Source organism: Streptomyces sp. NPDC005266 (genome assembly GCF_040607655.1).
Lineage (GTDB): Bacteria > Actinomycetota > Actinomycetes > Streptomycetales > Streptomycetaceae > Streptomyces.
The window spans coordinates 1-11,190 of record NZ_JBEXHC010000042.1 but is presented as its reverse complement, the minus strand read 5'-3'; the positions used below and the strand labels follow the sequence as shown (position 1 = coordinate 11,190).

Below are 11,190 nucleotides of genomic sequence, written 5' to 3'. Positions count from 1 at the left end.
CACCGGTTTCTCCGGGCGCTTCCCTTCGTTCTTCGTGTTTCCAACCTTACCAGATCCGTTTTCCGTTCCGTTTCCGGTCCGAATTCCGTTTCCGGTGGCCGTTGGAGGGCCTTGCCTTTTGGCTTCCTCGACTTTATCAGAATTTCTCTGAGCCGATTTCCACCCCCGCCGTCGGGCTCCTCCGGAGGCCGTTGAGCGCTCCGGGTTTCCCCTCTGGCGGAGCCGTAAACCTACTGGAGCGGGGCTCCTGGATGCAAATCGAGGAGCCCCGCCGGGTGTTCAGCGTCGGTTGGGCGCTGAGCGTGTGTCAGACCTCGACGACGACCGGGAGGATCATCGGGCGCCGGCGGTAGTTGTCGGAGACCCACTTGCCCAGGGTGCGGCGCACGATCTGCTGGAGCTGATGCGGGTCCGCGACGCCGTCGGAGGCCATCTTGGCCATGGCGTCCTCGATCTTCGGCATGACACCGGAGAACGCCGCGTCCTCGATCCCGGAGCCGCGCGCCTGGATCTGCGGGCCGCCCACGGTCTTGCCGGTCGTGCTGTCGACGACCACGAAGACCGAGATGATGCCCTCCTCGCCGAGGATGCGGCGGTCCTTGAGCGAGGTCTCCGTGACATCGCCGACCGATAGGCCGTCCACGTACACGTATCCCGCCTGCACCTTGCCGACGATCTTGGCGATGCCGTCGATGAGGTCGACCACCACGCCGTCCTCGGCGATGACACAGCGGTTCTTCGGCACTCCGGTCAGAGCGCCCAGCTCGGCGTTGGCGCGCAGATGGCGCCATTCACCGTGTACCGGCATCAGGTTCTTGGGCTTGCAGATGTTGTAGAAGTACAGCAGTTCGCCGGCCGAGGCATGGCCGGAGACATGCACCTTGGCGTTGCCCTTGTGGACGACGTCGGCGCCCCACCGCGTCAGCCCGTTGATCACCCGGTAGACCGCGGTCTCGTTGCCCGGGATCAGCGACGACGCGAGGATCACCGTGTCGCCCGGGACGATCCGGATCTGGTGGTCGCGGTTGGCCATCCGGGACAGCGCGGCCATCGGCTCGCCCTGGGAGCCCGTGCAGACGAGCACGACCTCGTGGTCCGGAAGGTCGTCGAGGACCTTCACGTCCACCACGAGACCCGGCGGTACCCGCAGATAGCCCAGGTCCCGGGCGATGCCCATGTTGCGGACCATCGAGCGGCCCACGAAGGCGACCCGGCGCCCGTGCTCGTGTGCCGCGTCGAGGACCTGCTGGATGCGGTGCACATGGCTGGCGAAGCTCGCGACGATGACGCGCTTCTGGGCGTTCGCGAAGACCTGGCCCAGCACATTGGAGATATCACGCTCGGGCGGGACGAAGCCCGGGACCTCGGCGTTCGTGGAGTCCGACAGGAGGAGGTCGATGCCCTCCTCGCCGAGGCGCGCGAACGCGGGCAGGTCGGTGAGGCGGCCGTCGAGCGGCAGCTGGTCCATCTTGAAGTCGCCGGTGTGCACGGCCAGGCCGGCCGGGGTGCGGATGGCGACCGCGAGGGCGTCCGGGATGGAGTGGTTGACCGCCACGAACTCGCACTCGAAGGGGCCGATCCGCTCGCGGTGCCCCTCCTCGACCTCAAGGGTGTACGGGCGGATGCGGTGCTCCTGCAGCTTGGCCTCGATCAGGGCGAGGGTCAGCTTGGAGCCGATCAGCGGGATGTCGGGCTTCTCGCGCAGCAGGAAGGGGACGCCGCCGATGTGGTCCTCGTGGCCGTGCGTGAGCACGATGCCGTCGATGTCGTTCAGACGGTCCCGGATGGACGTGAAGTCCGGCAGGATCAGGTCGACTCCGGGCTGCTCCTCCTCCGGGAAGAGCACTCCGCAGTCGACGATCAGCAGCCGGCCTTCGTACTCGAAGACCGTCATGTTGCGGCCGATCTCACCGAGTCCGCCGAGCGGAGTGACGCGCAGGCCGCCCTTGGGAAGCTTCGGCGGCGGGCCGAGCTCAGGATGCGGATGACTCAAAAGACTCTCCTCACCACACACGCCACGTGCCCCTGGGGCACATGGCGCGCGTGACATTCGTGCACTTGCTGATGTGTCTGTATGTAGTTGTGAAGTATGAAGGTGTGATAAATCGCATCTTTGTTTAAAGCTGTACCCCGCCGGCGGCAAGATCGCGCCTGAGCTGTTCCGTTTCCTCGGCACTGAGCTCCACGAGCGGCAGCCGCAGCGGCCCCCCGGGCAGGCCCTGGAGGGCAAGCGCGGCCTTCGTCGTGATGACGCCCTGGTTGCGGAACATCCCGGTGAAGACCGGGAGCAGCTGCTGGTGGATTTCGGTCGCCTTCGCGACATCGCCCGAGAGGTGGGCCTCGAGCAGCGCGCGCAGCTCGGGGCTGACGAGGTGACCGACCACGGAGACGAAGCCGACCGCGCCGACCGACAGCAGCGGCAGGTTCAGCATGTCGTCGCCGGAGTACCAGGCGAGGCGGGAACGGGCGATGGCCCAGCTGGCGCGCCCGAGGTCGCCCTTGGCGTCCTTGTTGGCGACGATACGCGGGTGCTCGGCGAGCCGGACCATGGTCTCGGTGCCGATCGGGACGCCGCTGCGGCCGGGGATGTCGTAGAGCATGACCGGCAGCCCAGTGGCGTCGGCGATGGCGGTGAAGTGCCGGAAGATGCCTTCCTGCGGGGGCTTGCTGTAGTACGGCGTGACGGCCAGCAGCCCATGGGCACCCGCCTGCTCGGCCGCGCGGGCGAGCTCGACGCTGTGCCGGGTGTCGTTGGTGCCCGCTCCGGCTACGACGTGGGCGCGGTCGCCGACCGCCTCCACCACGGCTCGTACGAGCTGAGCTTTTTCCGCATCGCTGGTGGTCGGGGACTCGCCGGTGGTGCCATTGACGATCAGGCCGTCATTGCCGGCGTCCACCAGATGAGCGGCGAGTCGCTGGGCGCCGTCGAGGTCGAGCGCGCCGTCAGCGGTGAATGGCGTGACCATGGCGGTCAGCACCCGCCCGAAAGGGGTCTGCGATGTGGATGTCGGTGCCATGGGCCCCACGCTACTCGTAGCGCGCCCCACGGTGCTCGCTCGGGGCGGCGGACAGAGCGAACAGATGGGACCCGGCACTGCCTGCTCGGGGGTTCAAGCAGTGCCGGGCCCGTTTGTTCAGCCTAGATGAACTTCTCGAACCGCCGCAATACGGACACTTCGCTCCAGTGAACCGTCCGGGAGCGCGGTGCGCTACGGAGCCACCCGCCCATTGGCGTTGAAGGCGGCGTGCGTCAGCGGCATCAGCTGGGCCCAGGCCGCCTCCATCCGCTCCCCCACCATCTCGATCTCCCGCTGCGGGAAGGAGGGCACCGCGGCCTGCTCATGCTGGGTGCGCAGGCCCAGGAAGTGCATCAGCGAGCGGGCGTTGCACGTCGCGTACATCGAGGAGAACAGGCCGACCGGGAGGACGGAGCGGGCCACCTCGCGCGCCACCCCGGCGGCCAGCATCTCCCGGTACGCCTCGTACGCGTAGCGGTACGCGTCCTCCATCACCCGGCCGGTCAGCTCGTGCTGCGCCGGGGTGCCCTCGACGAACTCGTACTTCCCCGGGCGGCCCTCCTGGACCAGCTTGCGCGCCTCCCCCGGCACGTAGAAGACCGGCTGGAGCTCGCGGTACCGGCCGGACTCCTCGTTGTACGACCAGCCCACCCGGTGCCGCATGAACTCGCGGAAGACGAAGATCGGGGCGCTGATGAAGAAGGTCATCGAGTTGTGCTCGAACGGGCTGCCGTGCCGGTCGCGCATCAGGAAGTTGATCAGACCCTTGGAGCGCTCCGGGTCCTTGGTGAGCTCGTCGAGCGACTGCTCACCCGCGGTGGACACCCGCGCGGCCCACAGCACGTCGGAGTCGGCAGCGCTGTGCTTGACCAGCTCGACGGTCACATCGCTGCGGAAACTGGCCTTCTCGGTCTCGGCGGGGGTCTCGGTCACCGGCGGGGTCCTTCCATGTATCCATCCCTCAGGGCGGCGCCCAGCTTACGGGCCACCGCCGACAACACCGCTCGCGGAAAATCTTGAATGAAGTTGCCGGAAGAGGGCACCCAACACCCCGTTCGCACGTCTTACCCACTGAAGTACCCATGTACGAGGTTCCAAGGAGAGCCCGCTGATGTTCCGCCGGCGAGAGCCAGTGCCGTTCGCCTTCGTCGCCGAAGCCGACCGTTTCCGCAGCAATGTCACCCCACCGCCCCGCCCCCGCGCCACGCCGTCCCAGATAGCCGGCCGGACGCTGATCGGCCTCACGATCATCGCCGGCTTCGTCGGCTCACTGATGTTCGGCATGCCCGCGCTCGACAGCCAGTCGCACCCCAGCCACCAGACGCAGCAGTCAGAGGCGTCGAACGGGCGCTGAGCGCTGACTTGCGCTGAGATAGCCTCACCCAGCACAGCCCCCATCCGGATGTGTGTGTGAGTGAGGACATCCCGTGCCCCTGCCCTTCCTGACAGCCGACCGCGCCCTTGACGACGACGAGGCGGCGGCCGGAGCGGACCCCCTCGCCTACGAGGACCGGGACCGCTGGCGCCGTCCGTACCGGCCGGGCCCCTGGAGGGTCGGGGGCGCGGCGCTTTTCCTGCTGCTCGCCTCGTACGTCCTCTTCTCCGCGATGATCATCGCGATGGCGGGGTCGGTGCCCGCGGCCGGCGTCTGCGTCGCCGTCGCGGCGCTGGTGATCGTGGTCGCCGTCCGGCTGGTGCGGGCGGGTGTCCAGGTGAGCGCGCGGGGGCTGCGGCGGACCGGCCTCATCTCCAGCACGACGGTGGAGTGGCCGGACATCGCCGCGATTCGCACGGCCCAGCAGCCGGTCCGGTGGCTGGGCCTTCCCCGTACGGTCCAGGGGCAGGCGGTGGTCGCCGAACCGGCGCGCGGCGGAGCCCCGCTCACCCTGATCACCAGCCACGGCGCGGACTTCCTGGGGCGCGCCGAGGGATTCGACATGGCGGCCGATGCCGTCGAAGGCTGGGCGGCCGCGTACCGCTGAGCCGGTACGGGCGCGGGGCCGGTCAGCCCCGGGCCCGTACCGGTTTGCCGTCGTGCAGGGCGATGGCGCGCTGCATCGCCTTGCGGGCCCGCACGGTGTCCCGGGCGTCGTAGTACGCGACGGCGAGCCGGAACCAGGACCGCCAGTCCTCCGGCGACTCCTCCGTCTCGGCCCGCCGCTTGGCGAAGACCGCGTCCGCCGAGTCCCGGTCGACGCGCCCGCCGGGCGTCCGTACCAGCTCATCGACCGGCAGCCCGCCCTCGCCCTCCAGCTCACGCGCGAGCCGGTTGGCGCTGCGCGCGAACAGCGTGGTCTTCCACAGGAACCAGGCGCCGATGACGGGCAGCACCAGGACGGCCAGGCCGAAGACGACGGTCACCGGCGTGCCCGCCCGGATGAGCATCACGCCGCGGCTGCCGACCAGGACGAAGTAGACGACCAGGACGGCCGCGAGAACGAAATACGTGATCTTTGCGCGCACCGGTGTGCCTCAGTCCAGATCGAGGAAGTGTTCCAGGCCGAAGGTCAGGCCGGGGGTGGTCACCACGCGGCGCGCGCCGAGCAGAATGCCCGGCATGAAGCTGCTGTGGTGACGGGAGTCGTGGCGGATCGTGAGCGTCTCGCCTTCGCCCCCCAGCAGCACCTCCTGATGGGCGAGGAGGCCGCGCAGCCGTACCGAGTGCACCGGCACCCCGTCCACGTCCGCGCCGCGCGCGCCCTCCAGCCCCGTGGCCGTGGCGTCCGGCTGCGGTGCGCAGCCGGCTTCCCGCCGTGCCTCGGCGATCATCTGCGCGGTGCGGGCGGCGGTGCCGGAGGGGGCGTCCACCTTGTTGGGGTGGTGCAACTCGATGACCTCGACCGATTCGAAGAAGCGGGCGGCCTGGCGGGCGAACCGCATGGTCAGCACGGCGCCGATGGAGAAGTTCGGCGCGATGAGCACACCGGTGCGCGGGGAGGCGTCGAGCCAGCCGCGCAGCTGGGCGAGCCGCTCGTCCGTCCAGCCGGTGGTGCCGACGACGGCGTGGATGCCGTGCCGGACGCAGAACTCGAGGTTGTCCATCACCGAGCCGGGCTCGGTCAGCTCGACGGCGACCTCGGCGCCCGCCTCGACCAGGGTCTCCAGCTTGTCGCCCCGGCCCAGCGCGGCGACCAGCTCCGTGTCGTCGGCGGCCTCCACCGCCCGTACCGCCTCGGAGCCGATCCGGCCCTTGGCACCGAGGACGGCCACGCGCAGCTTGCTCATCGTTCCCTTTCCTTCGAGTTCCTTCGAGCGGCTCTAGGCGACGGCGTCGTCGAGACGGGCCGCCTGCTTGTCCTTCAGCGGGCCGATGACGGACAGCGAAGGACGCTGCCCCAGTACATCGCGCGCCACCTCGCGCACCTCGTCCGGGGTGACCGCCTGGATCCGGGCGAGCATGTCGTCCACCGACATCTGGTCGCCCCAGCACAGCTCGCTCTTGCCGATCCGGTTCATCAGCGCGCCGGTGTCCTCCAGGCCCAGCACCGTGGAGCCGGAGAGCTGGCCGACGGCGCGCCGCAGCTCCTCGTCGGTGAGGCCGTTCCGCGCGACCTGGTCGAGCTCGTCGCGGCAGATCTTGAGGACGTCGTGCACCTGGCTCGGGCGGCAGCCGGCGTAGACGCCGAAGAGGCCGCAGTCGGCGAAGCCCGAGGTGTAGGAGTAGACGCTGTAGGCGAGCCCGCGCTTCTCGCGGACCTCCTGGAAGAGCCGGGAGCTCATCCCGCCGCCGAGCGCGGTGTTGAGCACTCCGAGCGCCCAGCGCCGGTCGTCGGTGCGCGGAATGCCGGGCATGCCGAGCACCACATGTGCCTGCTCGGTCTTGCGGCCCAGCAGCTCGACCTTGCCCGCGGTGCGGATCGTCCGGGAGCCGTCGCGCGGGGCGACCGGGACCGCGTCCGTCCGGGACAGGGCGCCCGCCCGCTCGAACGCGGCGCGCACCTGACGCACGACCGTGGCATGGTCCACATTGCCCGCGGCGGCGACCACGAGATGGGTCGGGTCGTAGTGCTTCTTGTAGAAGCGGGCGATCTGGTCGCGGCTGAGCCCGTTGACGGTGTCGACGGTGCCGAGGACCGGGCGGCCGAGCGGGGTGTCGCCGAGCATGGTGTGCGCGAACAGGTCGTGCACGCAGTCGCCCGGGTCGTCCTCGGTCATCGCGATCTCTTCGAGGACGACGCCGCGCTCGGCGTCCACGTCCGCCTCATCGATCAGCGAGCCGGTCAGCATGTCGCAGACGACGTCGATGGCCAGCGGGAGATCGGTGTCGAGCACCCGCGCGTAGTAGCAGGTGTACTCCTTGGCCGTGAAGGCGTTCATCTCGCCGCCGACCGCGTCGATGGCGGCGGAGATGTCGAGCGCGCTGCGCCGCTCGGTGCCCTTGAAGAGCAGATGCTCCAGATAGTGGGTGGCGCCGCCCAGCGTCGGGGTCTCATCGCGGGAGCCTACGTGCGCCCAGATGCCGAAGGTCGCGGAGCGCACGGACGGCAGGGTCTCGGTGATGACGCGCAAGCCCCCGGGGAGGGTCGTCCTGCGGACCGTACCGATGCCGTTCTCGCCCTTGAGAAGCGTTTGGGTACGGGCGACGGCCCGCCCCTCCGAGGAGGTGCGGGCCGTCGCCACGTCAGCGCGGGACGTCACTTGGCAGCTTCGTCCTTCGCCTCGTCGTCCGCGCCCTCTTCGCCCTCTTCGCCCTCGACGACCGGGATCAGGGAGAGCTTGCCGCGCTGGTCGATCTCGGCGATCTCGACCTGGACCTTGGCGCCGACCTTCAGCACGTCCTCGACGTTCTCCACGCGCTTGCCGCCGGCGAGCTTGCGGATCTGCGAGATGTGCAGCAGGCCGTCCTTGCCCGGGAGCAGGGAGACGAAGGCACCGAAGGTGGTGGTCTTCACGACCGTGCCCAGGTAGCGCTCGCCGACCTCGGGCATCGTCGGGTTGGCGATGCCGTTGATGGTGGCGCGGGCGGCCTCGGCGGCCGGGCCGTCGGCGGCACCGATGTAGATGGTGCCGTCGTCCTCGATGGTGATGTCGGCGCCGGTGTCCTCCTGGATCTGGTTGATCATCTTGCCCTTGGGGCCGATGACCTCACCGATCTTGTCCACCGGGATCTTGACGGTGATGATCCGCGGCGCGTTCGGGGACATCTCGTCCGGAACGTCGATGGCCTCGTTCATCACGTCGAGGATGTGCAGCCGGGCGTCGCGGGCCTGCTTGAGGGCCGCGGCCAGCACGGACGCCGGAATGCCGTCCAGCTTGGTGTCCAGCTGCAGCGCGGTCACGAACTGCTTGGTGCCGGCGACCTTGAAGTCCATGTCGCCGAACGCGTCCTCCGCACCGAGGATGTCGGTGAGGGTGACGTAGTGGGTCTCGCCGTCGATCTCCTGGGAGATCAGGCCCATCGCGATGCCCGCCACCGGGGCCTTCAGCGGCACACCGGCGTTCAGCAGCGACATCGTGGAGGCGCAGACCGAGCCCATGGAGGTCGAGCCGTTGGAGCTGAGCGCCTCCGAGACCTGACGGATGGCGTACGGGAACTCCTCGCGCGTCGGCAGCACCGGCAGCAGCGCCCGCTCGGCCAGCGCGCCGTGACCGATCTCGCGGCGCTTGGGGGAGCCGACGCGGCCGGTCTCACCGGTGGAGTACGGCGGGAAGTTGTAGTTGTGCATGTAGCGCTTGCGGGTCTCGGGCGCGAGGGTGTCCAGCTGCTGCTCCATGCGGAGCATGTTCAGCGTGGTGACCCCCAGGATCTGGGTCTCGCCGCGCTCGAACAGCGCCGAGCCGTGCACCCGCGGGATGGCCTCGACCTCGGCGGCCAGCGTACGGATGTCCGTGACGCCGCGGCCGTCGATGCGCTTCTTCTCCTTGATGACGCGCTCGCGCACCAGGGTCTTGGTCAGCGCGCGGTACGCGGCCGAGATCTCCTTCTCGCGCCCCTCGAACTGCGGCAGCAGCTTCTCGGCGGCCAGACCCTTGACGCGGTCCAGCTCGGCCTCGCGCTCCTGCTTGCCCGCGATGGTCAGCGCCTGGGAGAGCTCGTCGCGCACGGCGGCGGTCAGCGCCTCCAGGACGTCGTCCTGGTAGTCCAGGAAGATCGGGAACTCACCGGTCGGCTTCGCGGCCTTGGCGGCGAGGTCCGACTGCGCCTTGCACAGCACCTTGATGAACGGCTTCGCGGCCTCCAGGCCGGCGGCCACGATCTCCTCGGTCGGGGCCTCGGCGCCGTCCTTGACCAGCTGGATGGTCTTCTCGGTGGCCTCCGCCTCGACCATCATGATCGCGACGTCGCCGTCCTCCAGGACACGGCCGGCGACGACCATGTCGAAGACGGCTTCCTCGAGCTCGGTGTGGGTCGGGAAGGCCACCCACTGGCCCCGGATCAGGGCGACGCGGGTGCCGCCGATGGGACCGGAGAAGGGCAGCCCCGCGAGCTGGGTCGAGCAGGAGGCGGCGTTGATCGCGACCACGTCGTAGAGGTGGTCGGGGTTGAGCGCCATGATCGTCTCAACCACCTGGATCTCGTTGCGCAGGCCCTTCTTGAAGGACGGGCGCAGCGGGCGGTCGATCAGACGGCAGGTGAGGATCGCGTCCTCGGACGGGCGGCCCTCACGGCGGAAGAACGAGCCGGGGATGCGCCCCGCCGCGTACATCCGCTCCTCGACGTCGACCGTCAGCGGGAAGAAGTCGAGCTGGTCCTTGGGGTTCTTCGAAGCGGTGGTGGCCGACAGCACCATGGTGTCGTCGTCCAGGTAGGCCACGGCGGAGCCAGCGGCCTGACGGGCCAGGCGGCCCGTCTCAAAACGGATCGTGCGGGTGCCGAAGGCGCCATTGTCGATGACGGCCTCGGCGTAGTGGGTCTCGTTCTCCACCAGGAAAATCTCCTCTTCTGCGTCCCTCGTCCGTGTGACGGGGGACGGTGGTGGAGCAGCGCCCCTGGCCGGTGGTCCGGCGGCCGGGCCGGTCTTCGATCGAAGCCACCGGAATTGCCAGTTCCGGGAGCCACTACCGAGGACCGGCTCATGTGGCACCGGTGCGGCGGGAATGAGGCGCTCCTCCTCGTTCGTTATGGCGTTGTTGGGACCAGACTACAAAGATTCGGCCGTCATCACGACGGCTGGACTGTCTGGTGCGCACGGGGCGTAGCGAAGGTGACGCGCTCCGTGCCCGGTTGGTGCGGGTCGGCGGATGGCCGAAACCCTATGGCGCTCACACCCTAAGGCGGCACGTACGGCAAAGGGAGCGGCCCCCGGCACGGGAGCCGCTCCCTTCACGGCGTCTTACTTGGCGCCCGCCGCACCGCGGCGGATACCCAGGCGCTCGACCAGCGCACGGAAGCGCGTGATGTCCTTCTTCGCCAGGTACTGCAGCAGCCGGCGGCGCTGGCCGACCAGCAGCAGCAGACCACGGCGGGAGTGGTGGTCGTGCTTGTGGGTCTTAAGGTGCTCGGTCAGGTCGGAGATGCGACGCGAGAGCAGCGCGACCTGGACCTCGGGGGAGCCGGTGTCGCCCTCCTTGGTGGCGAACTCGGACATGATCTGCTTCTTCGTAGCGGCGTCGAGCGACACGCGAAACTCCTTGATTACGTCATTCAGCCGCCGAGTGCCCCTGGTCGGTGTCTCAGGGGAGCTTCCGTGACTCGGGAGGCGAGGTCCGCTGGGCGCTGCCTCCAGACCCTTCGGGGAAGGCTCCGGGGGCGCGTACACAAACGGCCGTTACACAGCGTACCAGCGTCGAGGGCGGGGGCCGACGCCGGTTGCCGCCGCACGCACGGGGGCACGACACTGTCAGCAAGCACCGGGCGGGGTTGTCTCCGCGGTACCCGAAGGGATTCTCCACCGATGGCCGACGCCAAAGAGAAGGCTGAGCTGTACGCCCTCGACATCTCCGGGGTCGAGTGGCTCAGCGCACCCGGAAGCATCTCCGAAGACCGGGTGGAGATCGCGTACCTGCCGAACGGGGCGGTGGCCATGCGGAACTCCGCCGACCCCGAGACCGTTCTGCGCTACACGGAGGCCGAGTGGCGCGCCTTCGTCCTCGGCGCGCGGGACGGCGAGTTCGACCTGAGCTGAGAAGCATGGAGGAGGGGGCGGACCCCCCGACCCCGCCCGCCCCACCCCGGGGGGGGGGACCGCACGCGGGTGTGGCCGAACCCGACAGACAAAAGGAGAACGGCGGG

General features: G+C 69.3%; 11 protein-coding genes. 3 read left to right on the top strand and 8 right to left on the bottom strand.

Annotation, left to right across the window (positions count from 1 at the left end):
* Positions 1-307: 307 nt before the first annotated feature.
* The 3 genes from ABZU99_RS34575 to thyX all read right to left on the bottom strand — a co-directional run bounded on the left by ABZU99_RS34575 (position 308) and on the right by thyX (position 3,950).
* Positions 308-1,993 carry a ribonuclease J gene (locus tag ABZU99_RS34575; protein WP_355955143.1) on the bottom strand — a complete coding sequence of 562 codons (1,686 nt, stop codon included), beginning with the start codon at positions 1,991-1,993 and terminating at the stop codon, positions 308-310.
* Between the two features lie 124 nt (positions 1,994-2,117).
* The gene (gene dapA / locus ABZU99_RS34570) at positions 2,118-3,017 is read right to left on the bottom strand and encodes a 4-hydroxy-tetrahydrodipicolinate synthase (protein WP_355955145.1); all 900 of its coding nucleotides are present in this window, start codon (positions 3,015-3,017) and stop codon (positions 2,118-2,120) included.
* A gap of 192 nt (positions 3,018-3,209) precedes the next feature.
* Entirely contained in the window at positions 3,210-3,950 is a 741-nt protein-coding gene (gene thyX, locus ABZU99_RS34565; RefSeq protein WP_355955147.1) for an FAD-dependent thymidylate synthase, read from the bottom strand.
* A 178-nt stretch (positions 3,951-4,128) separates the two neighbouring features.
* On the opposite strand from thyX, the gene ABZU99_RS34560 reads away from it, so the two are divergent.
* On the top strand, positions 4,129-4,371 hold the full coding sequence (locus ABZU99_RS34560; RefSeq protein ID WP_355955149.1) for a hypothetical protein: 243 nt from the start codon (positions 4,129-4,131) through the stop codon (positions 4,369-4,371).
* Positions 4,372-4,444: 73 nt separating this feature from the next.
* Positions 4,445-4,999 carry a hypothetical protein gene (locus tag ABZU99_RS34555; protein ID WP_355955151.1) on the top strand — a complete coding sequence of 185 codons (555 nt, stop codon included), beginning with the start codon at positions 4,445-4,447 and terminating at the stop codon, positions 4,997-4,999.
* A gap of 22 nt (positions 5,000-5,021) precedes the next feature.
* On the opposite strand, the gene ABZU99_RS34550 is transcribed toward ABZU99_RS34555, so the two are convergent.
* The 5 genes from ABZU99_RS34550 to rpsO all read right to left on the bottom strand — a co-directional run bounded on the left by ABZU99_RS34550 (position 5,022) and on the right by rpsO (position 10,579).
* Positions 5,022-5,480, bottom strand: a complete 459-nt coding sequence (locus tag ABZU99_RS34550) for a tetratricopeptide repeat protein (RefSeq protein ID WP_355955153.1) — start codon at positions 5,478-5,480, stop codon at positions 5,022-5,024.
* Positions 5,481-5,489: 9 nt separating this feature from the next.
* Positions 5,490-6,242 carry a 4-hydroxy-tetrahydrodipicolinate reductase gene (gene dapB, locus ABZU99_RS34545; protein ID WP_355955155.1) on the bottom strand — a complete coding sequence of 251 codons (753 nt, stop codon included), beginning with the start codon at positions 6,240-6,242 and terminating at the stop codon, positions 5,490-5,492.
* A gap of 33 nt (positions 6,243-6,275) precedes the next feature.
* Entirely contained in the window at positions 6,276-7,655 is a 1,380-nt protein-coding gene (locus ABZU99_RS34540) for a pitrilysin family protein (protein ID WP_355955157.1), read from the bottom strand.
* Positions 7,652-9,883: a polyribonucleotide nucleotidyltransferase gene (locus ABZU99_RS34535; RefSeq protein WP_355955159.1), complete on the bottom strand. Its 2,232-nt coding sequence runs from the start codon at positions 9,881-9,883 to the stop codon at positions 7,652-7,654. The genes ABZU99_RS34540 and ABZU99_RS34535 overlap by 4 nt, the downstream gene beginning before the upstream one ends.
* Before the next feature lie 408 nt (positions 9,884-10,291).
* The gene (gene rpsO / locus ABZU99_RS34530; protein WP_030288085.1) at positions 10,292-10,579 is read right to left on the bottom strand and encodes a 30S ribosomal protein S15; all 288 of its coding nucleotides are present in this window, start codon (positions 10,577-10,579) and stop codon (positions 10,292-10,294) included.
* 273 nt (positions 10,580-10,852) lie between these two features.
* On the opposite strand from rpsO, the gene ABZU99_RS34525 reads away from it, so the two are divergent.
* On the top strand, positions 10,853-11,083 hold the full coding sequence (locus tag ABZU99_RS34525; protein ID WP_355955162.1) for a DUF397 domain-containing protein: 231 nt from the start codon (positions 10,853-10,855) through the stop codon (positions 11,081-11,083).
* Positions 11,084-11,190: the final 107 nt, after the last annotated feature.

Bases quoted from the DNA above. Each gene is read 5' to 3' on its own strand.
- dapA (WP_355955145.1), bottom strand. From the start codon at position 3,017: ATGGCACCGACATCCACATCGCAGACCCCTTTCGGGCGGGTGCTGACC.
- dapB (WP_355955155.1), bottom strand. From the start codon at position 6,242: ATGAGCAAGCTGCGCGTGGCCGTCCTCGGTGCCAAGGGCCGGATCGGC.
- ABZU99_RS34560 (WP_355955149.1), top strand. From the start codon at position 4,129: ATGTTCCGCCGGCGAGAGCCAGTGCCGTTCGCCTTCGTCGCCGAAGCC.
- ABZU99_RS34525 (WP_355955162.1), top strand. From the start codon at position 10,853: ATGGCCGACGCCAAAGAGAAGGCTGAGCTGTACGCCCTCGACATCTCC.